21 protein-coding genes are annotated in these 24,753 nt (G+C 64.4%); 6 read left to right on the top strand and 15 right to left on the bottom strand.

All coding sequences use genetic code 11. The features are described from left to right. Positions 1-15: 15 nt before the first annotated feature. Positions 16-306 (bottom strand): BufA1 family periplasmic bufferin-type metallophore, encoded by a 291-nt coding sequence (locus CLM60_RS16375; RefSeq protein WP_095590176.1) that lies wholly within the window; start codon positions 304-306, stop codon positions 16-18. Between the two features lie 205 nt (positions 307-511). Continuing rightward, positions 512-2,470 carry a threonine--tRNA ligase gene (thrS, locus tag CLM60_RS16370; protein WP_095590175.1) on the bottom strand — a complete coding sequence of 653 codons (1,959 nt, stop codon included), beginning with the start codon at positions 2,468-2,470 and terminating at the stop codon, positions 512-514. A gap of 280 nt (positions 2,471-2,750) precedes the next feature. On the opposite strand from thrS, the gene CLM60_RS16365 reads away from it, so the two are divergent. Next, a complete protein-coding gene (locus CLM60_RS16365) occupies positions 2,751-4,070 on the top strand; it encodes a caspase family protein (protein WP_095590174.1) in 1,320 nt (439 codons plus the stop codon). A gap of 133 nt (positions 4,071-4,203) precedes the next feature. On the opposite strand, the gene CLM60_RS16360 is transcribed toward CLM60_RS16365, so the two are convergent. Together CLM60_RS16360 and CLM60_RS16355 are read right to left on the bottom strand one after the other, a co-directional pair. Continuing rightward, positions 4,204-7,263 (bottom strand): valine--tRNA ligase, encoded by a 3,060-nt coding sequence (locus CLM60_RS16360; protein WP_095590173.1) that lies wholly within the window; start codon positions 7,261-7,263, stop codon positions 4,204-4,206. A gap of 369 nt (positions 7,264-7,632) precedes the next feature. Beyond that, positions 7,633-8,025 carry a COG4315 family predicted lipoprotein gene (locus CLM60_RS16355; protein WP_095590172.1) on the bottom strand — a complete coding sequence of 131 codons (393 nt, stop codon included), beginning with the start codon at positions 8,023-8,025 and terminating at the stop codon, positions 7,633-7,635. A gap of 251 nt (positions 8,026-8,276) precedes the next feature. Between CLM60_RS16355 and CLM60_RS16350 the strand changes: the two genes are divergently transcribed. Both CLM60_RS16350 and CLM60_RS16345 read left to right on the top strand, forming a co-directional pair. Continuing rightward, positions 8,277-10,559: a xanthine dehydrogenase family protein molybdopterin-binding subunit gene (locus CLM60_RS16350; RefSeq protein ID WP_095590171.1), complete on the top strand. Its 2,283-nt coding sequence runs from the start codon at positions 8,277-8,279 to the stop codon at positions 10,557-10,559. 1 nt (position 10,560) lies between these two features. Then, the gene (locus CLM60_RS16345; RefSeq protein ID WP_095590170.1) at positions 10,561-11,655 is read left to right on the top strand and encodes a DUF2235 domain-containing protein; all 1,095 of its coding nucleotides are present in this window, start codon (positions 10,561-10,563) and stop codon (positions 11,653-11,655) included. On the opposite strand, the gene CLM60_RS16340 is transcribed toward CLM60_RS16345, so the two are convergent. Genes CLM60_RS16340 through CLM60_RS16330 form a run of 3 tightly spaced genes read right to left on the bottom strand, consistent with a single transcriptional unit; the run spans position 11,639 to position 13,564 of the window. Beyond that, positions 11,639-12,121, bottom strand: a complete 483-nt coding sequence (locus CLM60_RS16340) for a PaaI family thioesterase (protein ID WP_095590169.1) — start codon at positions 12,119-12,121, stop codon at positions 11,639-11,641. The genes CLM60_RS16345 and CLM60_RS16340 overlap by 17 nt on opposite strands. Positions 12,122-12,157: 36 nt before the next feature. Then, positions 12,158-13,030 (bottom strand): cation diffusion facilitator family transporter, encoded by an 873-nt coding sequence (locus CLM60_RS16335; RefSeq protein ID WP_095590168.1) that lies wholly within the window; start codon positions 13,028-13,030, stop codon positions 12,158-12,160. 24 nt (positions 13,031-13,054) lie between these two features. Further along, positions 13,055-13,564 (bottom strand): SH3 domain-containing protein, encoded by a 510-nt coding sequence (locus CLM60_RS16330; RefSeq protein ID WP_095590167.1) that lies wholly within the window; start codon positions 13,562-13,564, stop codon positions 13,055-13,057. A gap of 98 nt (positions 13,565-13,662) precedes the next feature. Here CLM60_RS16330 and CLM60_RS16325 point away from each other — a divergent pair, with 98 nt between their 5' ends. The 3 genes from CLM60_RS16325 to CLM60_RS16315 all read left to right on the top strand — a co-directional run bounded on the left by CLM60_RS16325 (position 13,663) and on the right by CLM60_RS16315 (position 16,873). Continuing rightward, the gene (locus CLM60_RS16325; protein ID WP_095590166.1) at positions 13,663-14,649 is read left to right on the top strand and encodes a 2-hydroxyacid dehydrogenase; all 987 of its coding nucleotides are present in this window, start codon (positions 13,663-13,665) and stop codon (positions 14,647-14,649) included. Continuing rightward, positions 14,603-16,093, top strand: coding sequence for a glycosyltransferase family 39 protein (locus CLM60_RS16320; RefSeq protein WP_095590165.1), 1,491 nt, complete (start codon positions 14,603-14,605; stop codon positions 16,091-16,093). The genes CLM60_RS16325 and CLM60_RS16320 overlap by 47 nt, the downstream gene beginning before the upstream one ends. Before the next feature lie 138 nt (positions 16,094-16,231). Next, a complete protein-coding gene (locus CLM60_RS16315) occupies positions 16,232-16,873 on the top strand; it encodes a Hint domain-containing protein (RefSeq protein WP_176473908.1) in 642 nt (213 codons plus the stop codon). Positions 16,874-16,890: 17 nt separating this feature from the next. Here the strand turns inward: CLM60_RS16315 and CLM60_RS16310 are convergent, their stop codons facing one another. The 8 genes from CLM60_RS16310 to CLM60_RS16275 form a co-directional block, all read right to left on the bottom strand. Continuing rightward, a complete protein-coding gene (locus CLM60_RS16310; protein WP_141246546.1) occupies positions 16,891-17,313 on the bottom strand; it encodes an EF-hand domain-containing protein in 423 nt (140 codons plus the stop codon). 25 nt (positions 17,314-17,338) lie between these two features. Beyond that, the gene (locus CLM60_RS16305; RefSeq protein WP_095590163.1) at positions 17,339-17,677 is read right to left on the bottom strand and encodes a carboxymuconolactone decarboxylase family protein; all 339 of its coding nucleotides are present in this window, start codon (positions 17,675-17,677) and stop codon (positions 17,339-17,341) included. 64 nt (positions 17,678-17,741) lie between these two features. Next, entirely contained in the window at positions 17,742-18,419 is a 678-nt protein-coding gene (locus tag CLM60_RS16300; RefSeq protein ID WP_095590162.1) for a DUF938 domain-containing protein, read from the bottom strand. Next, positions 18,419-19,489 carry an NAD(P)/FAD-dependent oxidoreductase gene (locus CLM60_RS16295; RefSeq protein ID WP_095590161.1) on the bottom strand — a complete coding sequence of 357 codons (1,071 nt, stop codon included), beginning with the start codon at positions 19,487-19,489 and terminating at the stop codon, positions 18,419-18,421. The genes CLM60_RS16300 and CLM60_RS16295 overlap by 1 nt, the downstream gene beginning before the upstream one ends. Before the next feature lie 77 nt (positions 19,490-19,566). After that, positions 19,567-21,807, bottom strand: coding sequence for a xanthine dehydrogenase family protein molybdopterin-binding subunit (locus tag CLM60_RS16290; RefSeq protein WP_095590160.1), 2,241 nt, complete (start codon positions 21,805-21,807; stop codon positions 19,567-19,569). Positions 21,808-21,809: 2 nt separating this feature from the next. Then, positions 21,810-22,271 (bottom strand): (2Fe-2S)-binding protein, encoded by a 462-nt coding sequence (locus CLM60_RS16285; protein WP_095590159.1) that lies wholly within the window; start codon positions 22,269-22,271, stop codon positions 21,810-21,812. 211 nt (positions 22,272-22,482) lie between these two features. Continuing rightward, on the bottom strand, positions 22,483-23,613 hold the full coding sequence (locus CLM60_RS16280) for an acyltransferase family protein (RefSeq protein ID WP_095590158.1): 1,131 nt from the start codon (positions 23,611-23,613) through the stop codon (positions 22,483-22,485). Continuing rightward, positions 23,613-24,734, bottom strand: a complete 1,122-nt coding sequence (locus CLM60_RS16275) for a sterol desaturase family protein (RefSeq protein ID WP_141246545.1) — start codon at positions 24,732-24,734, stop codon at positions 23,613-23,615. The genes CLM60_RS16280 and CLM60_RS16275 overlap by 1 nt, the downstream gene beginning before the upstream one ends. Positions 24,735-24,753: the final 19 nt, after the last annotated feature.

Below are 24,753 nucleotides of genomic sequence, written 5' to 3'. Positions count from 1 at the left end.
GGGGACGGACATGCCTTATGCGGGCAGGTCACGCTCCAGCGGCTCCAGCGAGCCCATGCGGCCGTCGGGCAGTTCCATGCTGGCGCAGGTGCCGGCGTCGACGAATTTCCAGGCGTTGCCCTGGTAATCGACGGACGAGGTGCCTGCGCAGGTGGTGCCGGGGCCTGCGGCGCAGTCATTGGCACCGGCCAGCGACACGCCATAGCACTTCTCTTTTTCCTGTGCGTGGGCGGGGGCGGACGCAATACCGGTCAGGGCGGCAGCAACGGCACCAGCAACGGCGAGGGCTTTGACTTGGTTCGACATTCGGAGTTCTCCACTGAATTCGATTGACACGTTAGGGTCGCGATTGCGACGCCACAGACGTAACCCCGATAGTCCGTAAACTGCTATTCACATGAAGGTGTTGCACGCGTGCGTGAGGGTTTGAAACAATCTTTCAAATCGAATTCGTGTCTTGAAATATATAAAAGCGCCGGAAAACCGGCGCTTTTTCAGGCTTTTAGCGATTTCAGGCCAGATCGGGCGGTGTGCCTTCGGCCGAAAGCTGGGCGACGATTTCTTCCAATGTTACAATTTTCGTCTGCTTTTCACCCAGCCGCCGGACGGTCACGGTGCGGTCTTCGACCTCTTTCATGCCGATGGCCAGGATCACCGGCACCTTTCCGACAGAGTGTTCGCGGACCTTGTAGTTGATCTTTTCGTTGCGGGTGTCGGCCTCGGCCCGGATGCCCGCCTTTTGCAGGGCGGCCACGACCTCGTGCACGAACGGGTCCGCGTCCGAGATGATCGAGGCCACGACCACCTGCCGCGGCGCCAGCCAGAACGGCAGCTTGCCGGCGAAGTTCTCGATCAGGATGCCCAGGAACCGTTCGAACGAGCCCAGGATCGCCCGGTGCAGCATGACGGGCCGGTGCTTGGCGCCGTCTTCGCCGATATAGGTCGCATCCAGCCGTTCGGGCAGCACGAAATCGGCCTGGAACGTGCCCAGCTGCCATTCGCGGCCAATGGCGTCGGTCAGTTTGAAGTCCAGCTTGGGGCCGTAAAATGCGCCTTCGCCGGGATCGAGTTCGAAATCGTCCGTGACGGTGCGGATCGCGGCCTCCAGCGCGGCCTCGGCCTTGTCCCAAACTTCGTCCGAGCCCGCGCGCACATCGGGGCGGGTCGAGAATTTGATGTCGAAGCTTTCGAAGCCAAGGTCCTTGTAGATGCCCGACAGCATCTCGATGAATTTCGCGGTCTCGGCCTCGATCTGGTCTTCGGTGCAGAAGATATGCGCGTCGTCCTGGGTAAACCCGCGCACCCGCATCAGCCCGTGCAGCGCGCCCGACGGTTCATAGCGGTTGCACGCGCCAAACTCGGCCATGCGCAGCGGCAGATCGCGATAGGATTTCAGACCCTGGTTATAGACTTGCACGTGACAGGGGCAGTTCATCGGCTTCAGCGCATTGATCGCCTTTTCGCGGGCATGTTCCTCGTCCACTTCGACGATGAACATGTTTTCCTGGTACTTGTCCCAGTGCCCCGAGGCTTCCCACAGCTTGCGGTCGACGACCTGGGGGGTGTTGACCTCGACATAGCCATAGGCGCGCTGGCGGCGGCGCATGTAATCCTGCAGCGTGGTATAGATGGTCCAGCCATTGGGGTGCCAGAACACCTGGCCGGGGGCTTCCTCCTGCATGTGGAACAGGTCCATCTCGCGGCCCAGTTTGCGGTGGTCGCGCTTGGCGGCCTCTTCCAGCATGTTGAGGTATTTGCGCAGGTCTTCCTTGTTCTTGAAGGCCACGCCATAGATCCGCTGCAGCATCGCGCGGTTGCTGTCGCCCCGCCAATAGGCACCGGCGACGCTCATCAGCTTGAACGCGTCGGCGGGCACCTGACCGGTATGTTGCAGATGCGGGCCACGGCACAGATCCTGCCAATGCCCGTGCCAGTACATGCGCAGCGGCTCGTCGCCCGGAATGGCCTCGATCAGCTCGACCTTATAGGGCTCGTTGCGGTCCTCGTAATATTTCACCGCCACGTCGCGATCCCAGACTTCTGTCCGCACCGCGTCGCGCAGGTTGATGATGTCCTTCATCTTTTTCTCGATGGCGCCCAGATCCTCGGGGGTGAAGGGCTCGGCGCGGTCGAAATCGTAATACCAGCCATTGTCGATCACCGGGCCGATGGTGACCTTCACATCGGGCCACAGCTCTTGCACCGCGCGGGCCATGATATGGGCGCAGTCATGCCGGATCAGTTCCAGCGCCTGGGCGTCGTCCTTGAGCGTGTGGATAGCGATGCTGGCATCGGTCTGGATCGGCCATTGCAGGTCCCAATGGGCGCCGTTGACGGTGGCCGAAATGGCCTTTTTCGCCAGCGAGTTCGAGATGTCGGCGGCCACTTCGGCAGGGGTGATGCCCGCAGCATAGGCGCGCGCGTTGCCATCGGGAAAGGTCAGGGAAATCTGGGACTGGTCGAGGCTCATGGCCTTGTCTCCTCGTCGGTTTGGCGCCCACGGAACGCCCGGTTGCGGGTATGGTTTCGGGGACGGGACATGGCAGGTGGCGCGGCCAAAGTCAACGGTCGGCGCGGAATTCGAACCGGCTGGGGCGCTGCCCCAGACCCCGGGATATTTGGACCAAGAAGAAGGGGGCGCGGCGATTCGGTGAATATTCGGGGCTGTTGGCGCGTTCATCATACGGATACCGGCAACCGGCGGGATCTGTTAGACTGGGCGCATATTTTGCAAGATCAGGTTTTCCGATATGGTGTTTTGGCTTAAATCCCTTTGTCTGCTGTGCATGCTGGCGCTGCCTGCGCAGGCCCGCAATCTGGCCTTTGTTCTGGGCAGTGACAGCTATAAGAACGTGGCGCCGCTGTTGAAGGCGCGCTCCGATGCCTACGGCTATGCCACGTTTTTCGCTGACAAGGGGTTCGAGGTCTTTGCCCATGCCGATCTGGGGCAGCGCGACATGGTGGTGGCGCTGGCGGCGTTTCTGGATGCGATCCGGCCCGGGGATACGGTGGTGTTCGCCTATTCCGGCCATGGGTGGAGCAACGGGACCGAGAATTTCCTGTTGCCCACGGATATTCGCATCACCGGCTCGCAGACGCTGATCGAAAAGGAAAGCTTCGTCCTGAAAAACGGGGTGAACGGGATTTTGGACGAGATCACGCGGCGGGGTGCGGCGCTGACGGTGGCGATCATTGATGCCTGTCGTGACAATCCTTTTCAGGCTGCCGATGGCACGCGGTCTGTCGGGCTGGCGCGGGGGCTGGTGCCGGTGCAGGCCCCGGTGGGCACGTTCATCGCGTTTTCCGCAGGGGCCGGGCAGACGGCGCTTGACCGGTTGTCGGACGCCGACAGCGTGCCCTATTCGGTCTTTACCCGCAGTTTCCTGCAGGAGCTGGGCAAGCCGCAGGATTTGCAGACCGCATTCAAGGCGACGCAGCAATCGGTCAATGAACTGGCGCGTACCGTGGGGCATGCGCAGCGCCCGGCCTATTATGACGAGGTGATCGGGTCGGCCTGTTTGACCGGGGCGTGCGATCCGGCGGCCGTGCCGGTGGTGCAGCCGGTGCCCGAGCCACGGCCGAGCATTCCTCAGCAGTTGGATGCCGCCGCCGAGTGGCAGGATTTCCGCAATTCGAATTCGATTGAGGTGCTGGAGCTGTTTGCCAAGCGCCATGCCGGGACGGCCTATGCCGCGCTGGCGTTGGAGCGGGCGGCGGGGTTGCGTGCGGCAGCGGCGCCAAAGCCGGCGCCGGAGCAGACCGAGAAAGCCGTCGTGCCGGAGCCTGTACCCGCACCCGCACCCGCGCCCGTGAAGCAGGCGGCTCTGCCCGGTTGGTGCAAGGCCGCGGCGACGCCTTCGGAGAAGACGGTGTGCAAGACGCCCGATCTGGCGGCGAAGGATATTCAGATGACACGGCTGTTCAGCGCCAAGAAGAAGGCCGTGTCCTCTGCCGCGTGGGAGCGGGTGAAGTGGGACCAGCGGCAATGGTTGAAGAACCGCGAGGCCTGCAAATGGGATCTTCCCTGTTTGCGGGCCTCGTATGACCGGCGGATCGGGCAGTTGCGTTAAAATCTTCTGGCCTACCGCGCTCTGACAGAAAAGCAGAGGGCAGCCCCGAACCGAGGGGTGGGCGAGAAGCGCCCGCCCAGTGGGGGCGGTTCGGGCGCTGCCCGGCGGTGCCGCCGGGCAAGAGCGTCGATGATCAGCCCAGTTCGGCCAGACGCTCCAGCGCTTCGCGCAGCTTGTCGGCCTCGCCCTGACGCGCGGCCAGGTTTTCGCGCGCTTCGGCCACGACCTCTTCCGGGGCGCTTTCGGCGAATTTGGGGTTCTTCAACCGGCCATTCAGCCCGCCGATTTCCTTTTCCAGCTTGCCCAGCGTCTTTTCCAGCCGCGCCTTTTCCTCGGCCACGTCGATCACACCATCAAGCGGCAGGCCGAAGGTCGCGCCGGGGGCGGCGACGGTGATGGCGCCCTTGGGCATGGCGTCGACTTTGGTCAGGCTGTCAACGCGTGCCAGCCGCTTGATCAGGCTTTCATTGGCGTCCCACGCCCCCTGAGCCGTCGCATCGATCCCCGTCACCACCATCGGCAGGCGCAGGCCCGCGGGCACATGCACCTGGGCGCGGGCCGAGCGGATGCCGTCGATCAGGCCGATGGTCCAGTTGATATCGCGGTCGGCGTCGGTATCCACCAGATCGGCGGCGGTATAGGTCGGCCAATCGGCGTGGACCAGCATCTTGGGGCGGTCCTTCTGGCCCCAGAGCTCCTCGGTGATGAAGGGCATGATCGGGTGCAGCAGGATCAGGCATTGATCCAGTGCCCAGGCATAGGTGGCGCGGGTCTCGGCAATCGCCGCCTGATTGTCGCCGTCGAACACCGGTTTGGTGAATTCCAGATACCAGTCGCAGAACGTGTTCCAGACAAAGGCGTAAAGCGCATTGGCCGCGTCGTTGAACCGGTATCCCGCCAGCGCGGCGTCCACCGTTTCGCGGGTCTTGGCCAACTCGCCCTTGATCCAGCGGTTGATGGGCAGGGTGGTGTCGGGCACCGCATCGGAATGGGGCACGTCGAAGACGCCCTTGAGCGCGCCGTAAGAGGCCGCGTTCCACAGTTTCGTGCCGAAATTGCGATAGCCCTTGATGCGCTCCATATCCAGTTTCAGCACGCCGCCCAAAGCCGCCATCGCGGCCGAGGAGAAGCGCAGCGCATCGGCGCCGAATTCGTCGATCACCTCGAGCGGGTCGACGACATTGCCGACGGATTTCGACATCTTCTTGCCCTTGGCGTCGCGGACAAGGCCGTGCAGGTAGACCTCGTGGAACGGGATTTCGTCCACCACGGCCAGCTGCATCATCATCATCCGGGCGACCCAGAAGAACAGGATGTCCTGCCCCGTCACCAGAACGCTGGTGGGGAAGTATTTTTCCAGCTCGGGCGTCTCATCCGGCCAGCCCAAAGTGCCGATGGGCCAGAGGCCCGAGGAGAACCAGGTGTCGAGGACATCGGGGTCGCGTTCAAGATTTACCCAATGCTCTGGCAATCCGGAGATATTGGATCGCGCATATCCCTTGGGGCGCGTCGTACTAATCTCAATATGGAAATGTTCACCATAATAGGCTTGCGCTTCCGCGATTGCTTCAGACTCTGTGGCGCCACAAAAAGCCTTGGGAGCGTCCCGATCAACGGGTTCACGCTCATCGAGTTCAGGATCGCCTTTAAGGGTAGGCCCATACCAAACCGGGATCTGGTGCCCCCACCACAGCTGGCGCGAGATGCACCAGGGTTCGATATTGTCGAGCCAGTGGTAATAGGTCTTCTCGCCGCTTTCGGGCAGGATTTTCACCTCGCCGTTGCGAACCGCATCCAGCGCGGGGCCGACGATCTTCTCGGCATCGACGAACCACTGGTCTGTCAGCATCGGTTCGATCACGACCTTGGACCGGTCGCCGAAGGGCTGCATGATCGGCTTGCTTTCGACCAGCGGGACGGGGGCATCGGCGCCCTCGGAATCGGGTTTCAGCGCGGCCTTGCCCAGCACGGGGTTGTCCGCGCGGGTCATGACGGCCAGCCCTTCGGCGGTGATTTCGTCCACGACCTTCTTGCGGGCCTCGAACCGGTCCAGACCGCGCAGGTGGTCGGGGACCAGGTTGATCGCGTCGGTCTCGGCCTCGGTCAGGGTCTGTTCGCCCTTGGCGACGGCCATGGCGATGGTGGCGGCCTGTTCATATGCTTCGCCGTCGTCGCGCATGTTCCCACGTGTGTCCATCAGACGGTACATCGGGATGCCGCCGCGCTTGGCGACCTGATAGTCGTTAAAATCATGCGCGCCGGTGATCTTGACCGCGCCCGAGCCGAAGGTGGGATCGGGGTAGTCATCGGTGATGATCGGGATCAGGCGGCGGTGTTCCTTGGGGCCCACCGGGATTTCGCACAGTTGACCCACGATGGGCGCGTAACGTTCATCGGACGGGTGCACCGCCACCGCGCCATCGCCCAGCATGGTTTCGGGCCGCGTCGTGGCGATGGAGATATAGTCGCGCTCTTCCTCGAACACGACATTTCCGTCTTCGTCCTTTTCGACATAGGTATATGTGGCGCCCCCGGCGAGCGGGTATTTGAAGTGCCACATGTGACCGGCGACCTCGATATTCTCGACTTCCAGGTCGGAAATCGCGGTCTCGAAATGCGGGTCCCAGTTGACCAGCCGCTTGCCGCGATAGATCAGGCCCTTGTTGTACATGTCGACAAAGACCTTGATCACCGCATCGTGGAAATCCGGTGCGCCGGTGCCCTTGTCGGGGTCGCCATCGGCGCCGCCCATGGTGAACGCCTCGCGCGACCAGTCACAGGACGCGCCAAGCCGTTTCAGCTGACCGATGATGGTGCCGCGCGATTTGACCTTTTGCTGCCAGACGCGTTCGATGAATTTCTCGCGCCCCATTTCCGCGCGGCTGGGTTCGCCATTCGCGGCCATCTCACGCTCGGTCACCATCTGGGTGGCGATGCCCGCGTGGTCGGTGCCGGGCTGCCAGAGCGTGTCGAAACCGCGCATCCGGTGCCAGCGGATCAGGATATCCTGCAACGTGTTGTTGAACGCATGGCCCATATGCAGGCTGCCGGTCACGTTCGGCGGCGGGATCATGATGCAGAAGGTCTCGTCCCGGCTGGCATTCGCGCCCGCCTTGAAGGCGCCGGATTCCTCCCACGCCTTATAGATCCGCGCTTCGGCCTCGGCCGCGTTGAAAGTCTTGTCCATCGTCATTGGGGTTCTGCCCTGCATCCGGTCCCGGTTTGGCAAATGCATTACCCAATAGGGCCGGGAAGGGAAAGGGGGTGTCCGGTTGGCAAAACCCCCGGCGGGGCAACGGCGAAAAGGAAAATGGGCTACCAGATACGCGCCGCGGATACGGGAAATGGGGATGTGTGAAACAACCCCGCCGGGGGAAACCGCCGGACCCCGAGGGACGATGGGGTCCGATGGTGTTGGGATCACCCGGCAAGGCAGCGGCAAGAATTCCACATGCGCGGGGCATGTCAGGGCCGCGGTGCTGAAAGGCGATGGGATAAGGAAATGCCTTGCCGGGTGGACCCGCCGGACCTGCCACTCAAACCAGGTCCGGGGGTGTCGGGATCAGGGGCGCGCCAGGTGCCAGGTGCCGCCGACGCCGTCGCCGGTCACGTCGCCGGGTTTGCGGTCGCCCTGCCAGCCATAAAGCGGGGCGCCGTTGAAGGCCCACTGGCGGCTGCCATCGGCACGGGTGATTACGGAAAACGCGCCTTCGTCATGGGCCTTGTCGCTGGCCAGAACCGGGGGCCAGCTTTTGGCGCAGCCGCCGTTGCAGTTCGACGCGCCGCTGCTGTCCTTGTCGAAGGTGTAAAGGCTCATGCCCTTGGCGTCGATCAGCACGGTGCCGGCCTTGGTCTCGGCGGCGTTGATGGGCAGCACATGGCCATCTGCGTAAGCGGTGCATGCGGCGGTGCCCAGGGCGGCGGAAATTGCCGCGATCTTGAGAAAGGATTTCATCTCTGTCTCCGTTCGGGTGTCTTGTGTGTTTCGTGTTTTGTCGTGCCGCACATTTCGAAGACGCAAGAGGGGCGGAAAATATTCGACCGCCATCGGGATTAATTTGAGAAATCTTTTAAGCATCTGAAAGTAAACAATTTAAAATGCCGTTTGGCCGTTCGGGCCATGTGCGGCCTTGCCCGCCGACGCGACTGGACAGGGGCGTTGAGGACGCTAGAGTTGACCTGCATCGCAAACAGGAGCGCACGGGTATGAGCACATTCGGACAAAGCCAGGCTCGCGGCCGCCTTGAGGATCGGCGGTTCGTGACCGGGGCGGGCGGGTATGTCGACGATATCGCGCCCGCCGGTGCGTTGCAGGCCTATGTCTTTCGCTCGCCCGTGGCGCATGCCGACATCACCGCACTGGACGTTGACGACGCGCGCGCGATGCCGGGCGTGCATCTGGTGCTGACCGCGCAGGATCTGCGCGCCGCCGGGATCACCCAGGGCATGGCGGCCTCGCTGATCCGGAACCGCGACGGCAGCAAGGGCGCGGCCCCGATGCGCCCCTTGCTGGCCGAGGGCCGGGTGCGCTTCGTTGGTGAGGCGCTGGCGCTGGTCGTGGCCGACACCCTGCATCAGGCGCGCATGGCGGCCGAGGCAATATTCTTCGATTTCGACGAGCTGCCCGCCCATGTCGACAATGCGCCCGGCGGCACCCTGATCCACCCCGAGGCGCCCGACAACATCGCCTTTGACTGGGCGCATGGCGATGCGGCGGCCTGCGACGCCGCGCTGGCGGCATCGGCGCATCGGGTGACGCTGACAGCGCAGGACAACCGCATCATCGTCAACTCGATGGAGCCGCGCGGCTGTTTCGCCGAATGGAACGACAGCCGCCTGCATCTGTGCGTGAACGGGCAGGGGGTCTGGGACCAGAAAGCCGAGCTGGCCCAGATGCTGTCGCTGCCCGAGGACGCGGTGCGCGTCACCAACCCCGATGTGGGGGGCGGCTTCGGGATGAAGGGCATGACATACCCGGAATATTTCGTCGTGTCCCAGGCCGCGCGCGCTTTGGGCCGCCCGGTGCGCTGGATGTCGGACCGGACCGAGGCGATGCTGACCGACAACGCGGGCCGCGATCTGGTGACCGAGGCCGAGATCGGCTTCGACGCCGATTACCGCATCACCGCCTATCGGGTGAATGTGACGTCGAACCTGGGCGCCTATAACTCTGGCTATGCCCAGTTCATCCAATCGGACCTGTTCGCGCGGGTTCTGACCGGGCCGTATGACATCAAGACCGTCTATCTGAATACGGTCGGGATCTATACCAACACCACGCAGGTCGATGCCTATCGCGGGGCGGGGCGGCCCGAGGCGATCTATGCGCTGGAACGTATCATGGACCGCGCCGCACGCGAGTTGGGCATCGACCCGTGGGAGCTGCGGCGGCGCAATTTCATTCCGCCGGCGGCCTTCCCTTACAAGACGCAATCGGGCGAGACCTATGACGTGGGTGAATTCGCCCGCGTGCTGGACAAATCCGACGCGCAGGCCGACGTGGCCGGTTTCGCGGCGCGGCGCGATGCGGACGCGGCCCGGGGTCGGCTGCGCGGGATCGGGCTGTGCTATTACGTGGAATCCATTCTGGGCTCGCCCACAGAACACGCCGCGATCGAATTCAACGACGATGGCACGGTGTCGCTTTACGTCGGCACGCAATCGAACGGGCAGGGGCACGAGACGGTCTATACCCGCTTTCTGTCGGAACGGACCGGCATCCCCGAGGGGGACATCCGCATCATCCAAGGCGACAGCGACCGGATCGCCATTGGCGGCGGCACCGGCGGGTCGCGGTCGGTGACCGTGCAATCGGCGGCCACGCTGGTGACCGTCACCGCGATGATCGCCGCGTTTACCCCGTTTCTGGCCGAGGAGCTGGGCGTGGCCGAGGACGATCTGCGGTTCGAGGACGGACAGTTCCGGGCCGAGGCCAGCAACCGCCACCCGACCCTGCAGGAAGCCGCCGAGATGGCGCGCGCCGCCGGGCGCACCGACCTGTTGCGGCACCGCGAAAAGACGACGCTGGATGGCCGGTCCTATCCCAATGGCGCCCATGTGGCCGAGGTCGAGATCGACCCCGAAACCGGCACCGTGACCGTCGACCGCTATACCGTGACCGATGATTTCGGCGTGCTGATGAACCCGCAAATGGTCGCGGGACAGGTGCATGGCGGCGTGGCACAGGGGCTGGGCCAGGCGCTGTCGGAACATGTGGTTCACGATGCCGATGGCCAGCTTCTGACCGCCAGCTTCATGGATTACGCCATGCCGCGCGCGGCGGATATGCCGATGATCTCGTTCGACACAGAGCCGGTGCCGTCCACCGGCAACCCGCTGGGCATGAAAGGCTGTGGCGAGGCCGGGACGGTCGGCGCGCTGGCGGCGATTGCCAACGCGGTGCAGGATGCGGTCTGGGACCGTGGCATCCGTCAGGTCGACATGCCCTTTACCCCGATGCGGGTCTGGAAACTGCTGCACGAGGGCTAGGATGAGCGTCGCCCGGCGCATATGGAACTGGATCCGCGAACGCCGTCTTGTGGCGGCGCGCACCTCGCGGATCTCGCGCCAGCCGGTGACGCATGTGATCATCCTGGACGGGACGAATTCATCACTCGACCCCGGTTCCGAAACCCATGCCGGAACGCTTTACAAGCTGCTGTGCGAGATGCCCGCGACGGCGCAGATGTCGCTCTATTACGATGCGGGCATTCAGTGGATGCACTGGCGGCGCACCCATGACGTGGCCTTCGGGCGCGGGATCAACCGGCAGATCCGGCGCGCCTATGGCTATCTTGCGTCGCGCTATCATCCGGGTGACCGGATTTTCCTGTTCGGCTATTCGCGGGGCGCCTTTGCGGTGCGGTCGCTGGCGGGGGTCATGGACCGGGTGGGCCTGCTGACGGCGGAACACGCCATCGAACGCAATGTGCGGCTGGCCTATCGCCATTACGAAAACGCGCCGATCAGCGATACCGCCGAGGTTTTCGCGCGCCAGTTCTGCCATGACCGCGTCACGGTCGAGATGGTCGGTGTCTGGGACACGGTCAAGGCGCTGGGCATCCGGCTGCCGCTTTTCTGGATGCTGACAGAGCCGCGCCACGCCTTTCACAACCACGCCCTGTCCGATGTCGTGCGCCATGGCTATCACGCGCTGGCGCTGGACGAGACGCGGGCGGCCTTTCGACCGCTGCTGTGGCGCTGCCCGCCGGATTGGACGGGCCGGGCCGAACAGGTCTGGTTCCGTGGCGCCCATGGCGATGTGGGCGGGCAGCTGGGCGGCTATGAACCGGCGCGGCCCCTGGCCAATATCCCGCTGGTCTGGATGCTGGACAAGGCCGAAGGGTGCGGCTTGTCCCTGCCGCCGGGGTGGCGTGACCGGTTCCCCTGCGACGCGACCGCGCCATCGGTCGGCACGACGCGGGGCTGGGGGAAGCTGTTCCTGTATCGCCGCCGCCGCAGGATCGGCTGGGACGCCTCCGAGCGGCTGCACGAAACCGCCCGCGATCATCCCCGCGCCCGCGAAATGCCGTTGCCCGATCCCGAGGAAAACAGCGCCGAGCCGACGGTCAGCCCGGTGTCATGATCATGCAGGTGGTCGAGCCGGTGGCGTAAAGCCTGCCATCGGCAATGCCCCGGATCTCGCCATTCGAGACACCGGATTTTCGGCCCGCATGCTGGATCGTGCCGACCGCTTCGACCTCGGTCCCCAAGGGGATCGCGCGGGTGATGTTCACCTTGTACTCCATCGTCGTATAGATCGACCCCTTGGGCACCGTGGTCATGACCGCGCAGGCCAGGCAACTGTCCAGCAACGTGCCGTACCAGCCGCCATGCACGGTGCCCATCGGGTTGCAATGGTCGAAGAGCGGCGTGCCGCGAAACGCCACCCGTCCGGGATCGACGCTGTGCAGGTGATAGTTCAGCTGCTGCGCGATGGGCGGGCCGGGGATGCGGCCCTCCAGCATGGCCTGCATGAATTCCAGCCCCGACATGGACAGCAATTCCGGTATCGTGGCCAGATCGTCGAAATGGGTGGCAATCTTGGCCATGAATACTCCTTTGCCACCGGGGGCCTTTTCCCGGACCTAGCGCACCGGGTCCTTGTGGATGATCACGTCGGCCTCGGGATAGGCTTTCAGGATCGCGTGTTTCAGGCCCGCGCCGATATCATGCGCCTCGGTCAGGGTCTGGTCGCCATCCAGCTCGATATGCAGGTTGACGAAGATGGTCGAGCCCGAGCGCCGCGTGCGCAGGTCGTGATAGCCGTGGATGCCGGGCCAGCCATCGACGATGGATTCGATCTTTGCCACCACATCGGGGTCGGCGCGGCGATCCATCAGCGCGTCCCAGGATTGTCTGCCGATGCTCAGCGCGCCGAAAAACAGCATCGCCGCCGCACCCAGCGCCACGACGCTGTCGATCTGTTGCAGCCCCCACCAGGACGATGCGACCAGCGCCACCAGCGCCCCGGCACTGGGCAGAAGGTCGCCCAGGTAATGCAGCGAATCCGCCTGCACCACGCGGTTGCCGGTTCGCGCCGCGACCCGGCGCTGCCACAGCACCAGCGCCAGTGTCAGGGCAATCGACACCGCCATTGCCAGCATGCCGCGCCCCTGAAATTCCAGCGCGACCGGGGCATCGGACAAAAGCCGCCGCACCGCGGCCCAGGCGATGACGCCCGCCGATGTCAGGATGAACAGCGCCTGACCCAGCCCGGCCAGATCCTCGGCCGAGCTGTGGCCAAAAGCGTGATCCTCGTCCGGGGGGCGGGCGGCATAGAAGATCGCCATCAGCGCGACCAGCGACATCATCATGTCCAGCGCCGAATCCGTCAGGCTGGCCGCGATGGACAACGCATGGGTTTCCCCCAGCGCCCACAGCTTGACCCCCACCAGCAGCACCGCAACGGTGACCGAGGCCAGTCCAGCCGACAGGTTCAGCTTATGTGCGGCAGACATCGGTTTGGTCCCCCTGCGACCGGATCAGTCGCGCAGCTCGTCCGGTTTCACGCCCCACAGAGCGGTTTTCGGCACCCAGCCCCAGATGCCCCCGGCGCCGATCCGGCACCAGTCCTGCTTGCACGGGCCCAGCCGCGCGATCACCCCGCTTTCGGCGCGGGCGGCGATATCGGCATCGGGATCGGCGGCGCGGCGCATGGGCAGCATGTCCTCTTCCACGATCACGGTGCGTGCGCCCGATAGCAGGGAATAGTGGATCCAGCCGCCGATCCCGTCACGGTCGCGCACCCGGCGCCAATGGCCGAATTCGCCCACCACCTCCAGCGGGAGGTTGCGGCGCTGATAGACCCAGTCGATCCGGTGGCTCAGCCCCGGTCCGCGCCGGACATTGCCCTCGCCGGCCTTCAGCGACACGAAACGCGGCAGGGGCAGGTTCGTCACCGCCCCGCGCTCGCCCGCATGCGCAGCGGCACCGGCCCAGGCCAGCACCGCGATGAAAATTCCGAAAACGGCTTGTTTCACTGCCCAAACCATATGTCGCTTTGTCGCTGTATTGTGGGGTCTTGTACCTTGCCCCGTTCTCGGACAGTTTGCCATTATGGAACGGCATTGGAAAGCCCGGGGGAGAATGAATGTCTGCTGAACGCACGAGTGTTGTCGTCACGCGACGCTTGCCGGAGCCGGTCGAGAAACGGCTGGCCGAGCTGTTCGATGTCACCCTGTCGACCGATGACCGCAAGATGACCCGGCAAGAGCTGGTCGCGGCGATGAAATCGGCCGATGTGCTGGTGCCCACGGTGACCGACACGCTCGACCAGTCGATGCTGTCGCAGGCGGGGGATCGGCTGAAGCTGATCGCGAATTACGGCGCGGGGGTGGACCATATCGATGTCCACACCGCCCGCCAGCGCGGGATTCTGGTGGCCAACACCCCCGGCGTGGTTACCGATGACACCGCCGACATGACCATCGCCCTGATGCTGGCGGTCACGCGGCGCATCCCCGAGGGGCTGGCGGTGATGCAATCGGGCCGGTGGGAGGGCTGGTCGCCGACCGCGCTTCTGGGTGGCCGGATCGGCGGGCGGCGTCTGGGAATTCTGGGCATGGGCCGGATCGGTCAGGCCGTGGCGCGCCGGGCCAGTGTGTTCGGCATGCAGGTGCATTACCACAACCGCCGCCGCCTGCACCCCGAGATCGAGGAGGAACTGGGCGCGACCTATTGGGAAAGCCTGGACCAGATGGTGCGGCGGATGGATGTGATTTCCATCAACTGCCCGCACACCCCGTCGACCTTTCATCTGATGAACGCACGGCGGCTGAAACTGATGAAGCCCGACGCGGTGATCGTGAACACCAGCCGGGGCGAGGTGATCGATGAAAACGCCCTGACCCGGATGCTGCGCGCGGGCGAGATCGCGGGCGCGGGCCTGGACGTGTTCGAACACGGGCACGAGATCAACCCCCGCCTGCGCGAGCTGCCCAATGTCGTGCTGCTGCCGCATATGGGCTCGGCCACGGTCGAGGGCCGGATCGAGATGGGCGAGAAGGTGATCATCAACATCAAGACCTTCGATGACGGCCACCGGCCGCCGGATCTGGTTCTGCCGGGCATGCTGTGAGGCGATGCAAACGCTCTGGCCCGACGACCGGCGCCTGACGCGGGTCTTTCTGGCGGCGGTCGGGTTCTATTTCGCGGCACATTGGCTGTTGCGCAGCGTTCTGGGCGGCACGTTCGAGATGGACGAGGCCGAGATGGTGCTGCTGGCACAGGATTTCCGGCTGGGCTATGGCCCGCAGCCGCCGCTTTACAACTGGTGGCAGGCGCTGTGGTTCCATCTGGCGGGCGTCAATACATTCGCGGTGGCGGGGGCGAAGAACGTCATGATCGCCGCGACCTATGTGGCGCTGTTCATGGGTTTGCGGGTGATCTATCCGGTGCGGCTGGCGGTGGTCGGGGCGCTGTCGCCGATGCTGCTGCCGAATTTCCTGTGGGAGGCACAGCGCGCCAACACCCATTCCACGGCGATGTGCCTGATGATGGTGGTCTTTCTGTGGGCGCTGGCGCGGGTGATCCGCCGGGGGCAGGGGCGGGATTACCTGTTTCTGGGCGCCGCGTTCGGCTTTGGCCTGCTGTCGAAATACACCTTTGTGCTTTATGCGCTGTGCCTGCTGGTTGCGGCGCTGTCGCTGCCGCGGTTCCGGGCGGCGGTCCTGAACCGTGGCATGGGCCTGGCGGGCGGGGTCGCCGTGGCCATCGCGGGGCTGCCGCTGTGGTGGATGCAGCAGAACCCCGACAAGACGCTGGGATCGGTCCGCAAATTCTATCTGCCCGGCGACAGCGCGCTGCCGGTCTGGGTTCAGGGCGCGCAGCTTTATGCCGCGTCGCTGGTCGCGGGGCTGCTGGTGATTGTGGTGGTGGCGCTGATCCTGCGCCGCCGGGCGAAGGCGGGCCCGGCCCTGTCGGATCCCGTCGCGCGGGACTTCACCCGCCTGATGGGCCGGGCCTTTGTCCTGTCGTCGATCATTGGTGCGGTGGCGGTGCTGGCCGCGGGTGTCACATCGCTTCAGGTGCGCTGGCTGCTGCCGCAATTCCTGCTGGCGGCGCCGATGCTGATGCTGTGGGGGGCGGAGCGCGCGGGGCCGCGTGCGGTCAGGATGCTGGCTGGGGGCGTTGCGATTCTGGGCGCGCTGGCGCTGATCGCCATGGCCGATATCCGGCTGCGCGGCGCGGGCAGCGACTCGCTTCGGGTCGACCAGCTTGCCGACGAGATTGCCGCCCGCACCACCGGCGCACCCCTGATCGTTACCGATTACTATTACGCCGGTAACCTGCGGTTTCACCGCCCCGACTGGACCTATTGGCCGCTGTCGCCCATGGATCAGGCGGGCGGGCGCGAGGTCGTGTTCATCGCCTCGGGCAAGGTACAGGCGCTTTTGGCGAAGCCGCAATTGCAGCGCCTGGCCGAAACCCATGACATCGTGCAGCAGGGGCAGCTGGATATCGGCCACCGCTTTGCCCCGGATCAGACCCGGCGGATCGCCTTTGCCATCCTGCGCCCGTGACGGCGCAGGGTTTCCGATCCTTCAATAGACGATCAATCCCGATCGAACTGTCAGGTTCGTGGCACCAGTCTTCCCCATTTCCGCCTTATTGTTCGGGAAGAGTTTTCCACAGGGGCGATTATATGGGGAATCGGTTTCGTGAGTTTTCAGGGCCGAATTGATACAACGGAATTTCAACTGACCTGCTTTACCGGGGGTCTTGCCGCGGGCACGAATATCCGAACGCCGTGCGGCGCGCGCCGGATCGAGCTGGTGCGCCCCGGCGACATGATCGTCACCCGCACCGCCGGATTGCAGCCGGTGCGCATGGTGTGGAAGCGGGTCGTCACCCAGGACCAGATGCGCCAGAACCCCGATCAGGCGCCGGTGCGGCTGGCCCGGCGGGCCATCGGGCCGATGATGCCGCAACAGGATCTGCTGGTCGCCCCCGATCACCGCCTGCTGATCCCCGGTTTCCGCGTGCTGGGCATGCCCGACAACCAATGCGTCCTGGCCGAGGCGCGCGAACTGGCCGGAACCAGCGACGCGGTCTTCATCGACCGTTCGCATGACAGCGTGGCCTATTATCAGATGGTGTTCGACAGCCATCAGGTCTTTGCCGCCAATGGCCTGCCGGTCGAAAGCTTCCTGCCCACGGCTGAGGCGCTGGCGACGCTGGGTCCCGACATGCGCGACGATCTGATGCGCCGCTATCCGCAGCTGAAGCGCGAGCCGGGATCCTATCCCCCGGCGCAGTACAAGATCGCGTCGGGCATCGAATACCTGCCGCATCACGTCTAGGGCGGGGCGGGCGGCGGTCAGCTGCCGCCGTCGAAATCCCGCGATGTGATCAACCCGTTTCCGTCACGGTCCATCGCCGCGATCCAACCCGGTGTCGCGCCGATGAACTCTGCCAGGCTGACGCGGCCATCGCCATCGGTATCGTTGGCTTGCAACCGCAGCCCGTCGGCGGCGCGCTGCATCGCGGCTTGTCCGGGCCCCGGGCCGTTGGCGGCCATGTCATTGGCGCGGGCCTCGTCGAAAACCACATATTCCCCGGCGCTGAGGAACCCGTCCTCGTCCGCATCGAAGCTGGCAAAGACATCGCCGCGCCGTTCCTGCGCCTCGGTCAGGGTCACGGCGCCGTCGCCGTCCAGATCCCAGTTGTCGATGAACTGCTGCCCCGGCTGCGCCCAAAGCGGCGGCGCCACAAGGCAGATCAGGACAATCCGTTTTCGCATGATCAATCTCCTGCTGGGCCCGGGGTCAGTCCGCGCTCAATTCATCGAAGCATTCCATGGCCTTGGCCGCGTACATCATGGCGGGGCCGCCTCCCATCTGGATCGACATGGCCAGCACATCGCCGACCTCGTCCCGGGTCGCCCCGGCGCGGATCAGCGCCTCCATATGCAGGACGATGCAGGCCTCGCAGCGCAGGCCGACGGCGATGCCAAGGGCCACGAATTCCTTGGTCTTGAAGTCCAGCACGCCGCCTTCCTTCACCGCCTTACCCAACCCGGAAAAGGCCTTGGCGGCATCGGGGATGGCCTTGTTCAGGCGTCGCAATTGATCCTTGGTGGCGTCGCGTTTCTCGTTCCAGCTCATCGTGGTCTCCTGTTTCTGTCAGGGCACAGAAATCAGGTTGCCGGAACGCGGTCTTTGATCGGGGTCAAGTCATATCGGGTTTGCTGAATGCGTGACGCGCGATCAGGAACAGGTTGTTGGCGGGCATCTCGATCGGGGCCTGCGGGACCAGCCCGGCGGCCTGCATCCAGTCGGCCACCTGCTGTGTGTCCTTGTAGCCGATGGCGGGATCCTGCGCGGTCAGGCTGCGGTGAAACCCGGCATCGCCATCGCTGGTAAAGGCGCCATCGCGCGAAAACGGGCCATAGATCGCCAGAACCCCGTCCGGGGCCAACGCCAATGCGGCCTCGGCAATCACGGTCTCGGCCTCGGGCGTCGCGATCAGGTGCAGCAGGTTGACCAGCACGATCAGGTCCAAGGGCGCCTGTCCAGCCCCCCATCCGGGCTGGCCCGCATCCAGCAGGATCGGATCGCGCAGGTTCGGCAGGTCGGCTTGCGCCGCCCAGGCGCGGATGCTGTCCAGATTGTCGGGGTTCACATCGCTGGGCTGCCAGCTCAGTCCGGGATGCTCCGTGGCCCAGCGAGCGATATGCTGCCCGGTGCCGCTGGCGATTTCCAGCGCCTGCCCCCGGGGTGGGGCAAGCCGGGCCAGAACCGCGCTGATCGGGTCGGCATTGCGCCCCGCCGACGGCGCGAAGCGCTGCACATCGGGCGCGCCGTCCAGCGCGTGGGTGTCGGGCAGGGTCAGCTTGCGCGGCGGCATCAGCGGAACCTTTCGGGGCTCAGGGCGGCGACGATCTCGGGCGGCAATTCGGGGGCCTGTCCGGTGACCAGATCGGCCACCAGCCGGCTGGCGGCGGGCGCGGTCTGGAACCCATAGCCGCCCTGTCCCGCGCTCCAGACGAAGCTGCGGTCGGTGGGGTCGGGGCCCAGAACCAGCGACCGGTCAGGGGCAAAGGTGCGCAGCCCCGCCCAGCTGGTTTCCAGTCGGGTGACGGGTTCGGTCACCATCGCCTCGTACCGCGCCAGCCCCTCGGCCAGCACCATGTCGTCGGCCCAGGCATCATGCGGCTGGGCCGGGTCCTCTTCGGCGGGCGAGACCAGAAGCTTGCCCGCATCGGGTTTGGCATACCAGCTTTCGCCGGTGCCAAAGATCATCGGCCAGTTGCGGATATCCAGCCCGCCGGGCGCGGGGATGCGCGCCATCGACCGGCGATAGGCTTGCAGGCCCAGCGGCGCGATCCCGGCCATCTGCGCCACCCGGTCGGCCCAGGGACCGGCGGCATTGACCAAAGTGGTGGCTTCATACGCATCGCCCGCCGTCACCTGCCACCCACCGGCGTCGCGGCTGATGGCGGTGACCGCTGCGCCGGTGGTGACGGCGCCGCCATTGCCACGGATCGCGCGGGCGAAGTTCTGCATCAGCAGATCGGTGTCGATATCCCACGCATCCTCGCGCCAGGCGGCGCGGGCGGCATCATCGTTCAGGATCGGCACCATGGCGCGCGCCTCGTCCCGGGTCAGTTCGGCCAGACCCATCGCGTCGCGGTCGGCTTCGAACGCCGCATCCTCGTCCGTCTTGCCGATCAACATCAGCCCGCGCGGCCCGGTCAGGTGGGGGTCGGCCTGAAAGAAGGCGCGGCTGGCCTGGTTCAGCGCCAGCGTCGAGGGCAGGCCATAGCTTTCCTCGAACAGCGCCGCCGACCGGCCCGAGGCGTGATAGCCCAGGGCGCTTTCGCTTTCGAGCAGCAGGACCGTGCCATGTTCCGACAGGCGCGCGCCCGCCGACAGCCCGGCGATCCCGCCACCGATCACAATGAAATCATACCGCATCGCCGACCACCTTGCCCTCTTGCCCGATTTCCTGGGCCGAAGATGGCACACTGGCCGTCAGGGGCAACCGAAACCTGTCACACGAAATCGATATGCCGGTTGAAGGGCAGTTCGCGAATGCGCTGGCCGGTGGCGGCAAAGATCGCGTTGCCCAGCGCGGGCGCGGCGGGCGGCACGGGCGGTTCGCCGAAGCCACGGATCTTGGGGCCGTTTTCCAGCGCGCGGAATTCGATCGTCGGGCATTGATACAGCCGCATCCCCGCGTGGCTGTCATAGTTCGACTGTTCGGCCATCCCGTCGGCATATGTGATCTCGCAATTCATCGCGTGGCCCAGCCCAAAGATCATCCCGCCCTGTGCCAGGTTCTGCAGGTTCACCGGGTCGATCACGCGGCCCACATCGGCGGCGATCCACGCCTTGTCCAGGCGGATGCCGCTTTCCGTCTGCGTGACCTCGACCACCTCGGCCACGGGCACCCCGAACGAGATGACAAAGGCCACGCCGCGCCCCGACCCGGCGGGCAGGGGGCTGCCCCAGGACGACATCTCGCCCACCGCCTCCAGCACCTTGCGCGATACGTCATGATCCATCAGCCGCAGCCGTTCTTCCAGCGGATCGGCGCCTGCCTGGTGGATAAGCTCGTCCAGCAGCGTGTCGAAGATGAACCCGTTGGGCGCCGCCCCCACGGATCGCCAGGACGACACCGGCGCCAGTTCCGGCACGCGGTAGGACCGCACGCGCTGATGCGCCAGATTGCCATAGGGGTTGTCCCACGCGCCCTCGTGCAGCTGCGCATCGGGGCCGGGCACCGAAAGCCCCATCCGCCCCATTTGCGAGGCAATGACCGAAGGTGCCGCCAGTTGCAGATCCAGCGCCACGACCCGGCCATTCGCGGTCTTGCCGCGCCCGCGCCCCATGGTGATGTGGCGGGGATAGTCATGGGCCACATCCTCTTCCCGGCGATAGGTCAGCTTGATGGGCGTGCCGCGCATCTGGCGGCCGATCTCGGCGGCCTGCCGGATCACGTCGAATTCCAGCCGGTGGCCGAAACTGCCGCCCATGAACTGGTTGTGCAGGTGGACGTTTTCGCGGTCGATCCCGGTGATATCGGCCACGAACTGCGCGGCAAAGCCGGGGATCTGGTGGCCGGTCCAGATATCGGCGCGTGTGTCTGTCACAAGGATCGTGGCGTTCAGCGGCTCCAGCGGCGCATGGGCGACATAGGGCGCGCGGTATTCGGCGCGCAATTCCGCCCCTTCAGCCGTGTCCACATCGCCATCGTCGCGCGGTTTTGCGTTCAGACGGTCATCGGTGAAGGACTGTTCGATCTCGGCCCAATGGTCGACCTGCTCGGCGGGATAGGGGGCGAGGCCCCAGTCGCAGTTCACGGCCTCGGCCGCTTGAAACGCGCGCCAGGTATTGTCGGCGACCACCGCAATGCCGCCGGGAATTTCCAGCACCTTGTGCACGCCGCGCATGGCCTTCGCCGCGCTGGCGTCAAAACCCAGCAGCTCACCGCCCTGACGTGGGTTGGTCCGAACCGTGGCGTGCAGCATGCCATCCAGCGCGTGGTCGAGGCCATAGGCCTGCGTGCCGGTGGATTTGGCCACGATGTCCAGCCGTTGCATCGGCTTGCCCAGCAGCCGCCATTCGGACGGGTCGCGCAAGGTCACGTCGGTCACCGGCTCGATCCTGGCCGCATCAGACGCCAGATCGGTATAGGGTATCGTGCTGCCATCGGGCAGGATCACCGCGCCGTTCTCAGAGCGCAGATCGCCGACGGCGACGCCCGTGCGGTTGGCAGCGGCGCGTTTCAGCGTCTCGCGCGCGACAGCGCCCGCCCGGCGCAGCTTGTCATAGCTGTCGGGGATCGCGGTCGATCCGCCGGTGATCTGCATCGGCAGCAGCAGCTTGGCCACCCCGCCCATCACATCGCGCAGCAATTCGGCGGTGGCGCCGGTGTCGATCGACTTGATCGGCACGGCCGCATCCGCGATCACCCGGTTGTAATAGGCCCGATCCGGCACGCCAAAGCTGACCTCGGCCCGGGCGGGGTCGATATCCAGCTCTTCGGCGATCAGCGCGGCCTGGGCCGAGAATATGCCCTGACCCTTGTCGCCATGCGGGGCGATCAGCACGACCTTTTCCGGCGTGACGATGACCCAGGGGTTGAAGCTGACCGCCCCGTCGGACACGCCGGTCAGGTTGGGATTGGCAAAGGGACGTTTCGCGGCATAAACGCCAAAGGCCACACCGCCCAGCAGCGCGGCCGAACCGATCAGGAAGCTACGGCGGGCGATGGTTCCGGCACGGGACATGATCACCCCTCCTGCAGTGTGCGCGATGCGGTGCGGATCGCGGCGCGGATGCGGGGATAGGTGCCGCAACGGCACAGGTTGCCCGACATCTCGTCGTCAATCGCGGCGTCCGACGGCGCGGGATCACGTGCCAGCAGCGCGGCGGCCTGAACGATCTGGCCCGACTGGCAATAGCCGCATTGCGCGACCTGATGTTCGATCCACGCCGCCTGAACCGCATGCAGCGCCTGCGGGGTTCCTAGCCCCTCGATCGTGGTGATGTCCGCGCCCTCCAGCATGTCGGACGTGATCTGACACGACCGCACGGCGTCCCCATCCATCAACACCGTACAGGCCCCGCATTGCGCGATCCCGCAGCCGTATTTCGGCCCGGTGATCCCCAGCGCGTCCCGCAGGATCCACAAAAGCGGCATGTCGTCTTCGACATCGACCTGACGCGCGGTTCCGTTCACGGTGAATTTCATGACGGTCCTCCTGCTTTTCGTGGGGCAGGATAGCAACCGATCCCGGCGCTTTCATGGCCCCATCGCGCCGTTGTTATTGCCGATCGCGCCAAACGAGGTGGGTCACGTTGCGTCAGTTTGGGTGGGCCGTCACAGCAGCGTCAGTGGCCGCCCCCTTCTGGACCGGCTTTGCGATATCGAGAGCGGCCGCAATTGCGGCGCGATCACACCATCAAATTTTGGGATCAATCACCGGATCGCCTATCGGGTTTGCGCCGGATCGGTCGAACAAACGGCCGTGAAGTGCCAACAGCGCTTTGCGGAAGCCGGCGACGGGGCGCTCGAAGAACTGCGCAAAGACCAGGCCGACCGTGATTGACCCAACCAGAAACAGCACATCGCGCGCCAGCGTTTCTGCCGGGAAAAGGGCGTCAATCAGATGCAGCGCAGGATAGTGGGTCACATAGATCGAGAAACTGGCGCCTGCCCACCAGCGAATGCCCGGATGCGGGCGTTTGTACGCGCTCAGCAGGCGCGCCATACCCATGATGTGGATCGCGGTCATGGCGCCAATCAAACCATTCCAGATGAACTCATCCGAAAAGACCAGTATCGAACGATAGCTTAGGGGATCGAAAAGCGCGCTCGTTTGCGTCTTGAGCATGTCGGGCACACCTGCCCATAGGCACATCACATACAGGGCCGGACCGCCCCATGCGCCGAGATGCGCCATGCGCCTGGACAGCCGGTCAATCCCTCCCGCGGCCAACCATTTCCACAGCCAGACGCCCATCAACCATGACGGCATCAGCAACAGAACGCGTGGGCCCACGACCACGACCATCAGGATCAGCAGCGCAGCCCGGCGCGCCCCGGACAGATAGAAGGCGACGGCGAAAAGCACGTAATACGCGGCCTCGTAGCTGAGGGACCACAAGGGGCCGTTGGAGCCCAGCCGAAGGCGTGGCAGGATGCTCCATTCATTCGACATGGTCAGCCCGCGCAGCATCAGTTCGGCAAAAGACGCGGGGTTGTAGAAGCTTGTATAGGCCTCTGGGCCGATGCTCTTGCCGATTTGGTCGAATGCAAAAGTTAGCAGCAGCGCGGGCGCCAGCACGGACAACAGGCGCGTCAGGCGATTGAAGGCGTAGGTGGACAAGCGCCAGTCGCGTTCGGCGGCAAAGGTGATGACCAGCCCCGATATCACAAAGAAGACGATGACCGCATCGCTTCCAAGGTTCAGCTCACGGACGACGATATAGTCGCCACGGGTGAAACGCGGATAGCAGATATGCGAAATCACGACGACGATTGTCGCCATGACCCGCAACGCGTCCAGCCAGATCGACAGCCCCCGTGTCATCAGGTTTTCCGTTCCTCATGGGCCGGCGCAGCGTCTGGGTCGAATGACGTCCCCTTCAGCAAGGCGCGCCAACTGTCCGCAAACGGATGCAAGAGCGCAGTCCGCAGGTTGGGATAGGGCTGTTCGATCAACGTGCCGTCTTCGTCCGACAGACCATAGGTGATCTTCTCATAGCTCTGCGGCACATAAAGTGTTCCGAACATGAGATCCCAGATCGCGAAGACCTCGCCATAGTTCTTGTTATAGTGTTTGCGTTCGGCCGAATGGTGAATGTGGTGTTGCGCTGGAGAAATGAACACGTGTTCCAGGACAGGCCCATAGCTGAGCCAGACATGGCTGTGGCGCAGGTTCGATCCGAGTGCGTTGAACAGGAAATAACCGGCGTTCACCGTGCCGATGGTCAGGATCTCGATTTTTCCCATCAGCAGGAAAAGCATCAGCGCCTGTACGATCCCGACCACGACAGTATAGAGCAGCGCGCGCAGGATCAGAAACACCGGATGATTTCTATGAGCCGTAAGTGGCGTCATGATCTCGGCAGAGTGGTGCAGTGCATGGAATGGCCACAAGATGGAGGTTTCGTGGTGTAAACGATGCGCCCAATATTTGCAGAAATCCAACGTCAGGATAATGATGACCGTGGCAAAGGCCAGCTTGGCGAAGGTCAGGTCAACCGGCGCGACTGATGACCCGGTGGCGGTTAACAGACCGTTCAGCACAGCGGCTGTCATCAATGGCGTCATTGTCACCGCTGCGAATAATCCTGAAGCTGACAATAAGGCATTGAAAAGAAATATCTTTATGTCCACTAGGTTTGATTTGTGGAGATAGACTTCCTTTGGTAGCAGATAGGCTAGAAAGCCTGTCGGGCGACCGCGCATGTTCCACAGCACAGCGACGATTAGTACTGTGAGCAAAAGATAGACGACAGCTATTCGTGACTCCAGCCCTGTGAAGGTGTCGAGCACGGACAAAAAGAATTGCTTGAGTAAATCCATTGCAGCCTCAATCAATGTTTGCTGCAATCTGAATTCTGAATACGGCAACAAAGAGGCCGGCAAGTGCTGATATTCTAGCGATGCCCGCACAATCCAGTCGGGCCAAAGGCCCGGGGTTTTCACGCCCCGGGCCCTCGTTCAA

This window comes from Actibacterium ureilyticum, assembly GCF_002285435.1.
GTDB classification, from domain to species: Bacteria; Pseudomonadota; Alphaproteobacteria; order Rhodobacterales; family Rhodobacteraceae; genus Actibacterium_C; species Actibacterium_C ureilyticum.
This window is presented reverse-complemented; position numbering and strand designations above follow the sequence as displayed.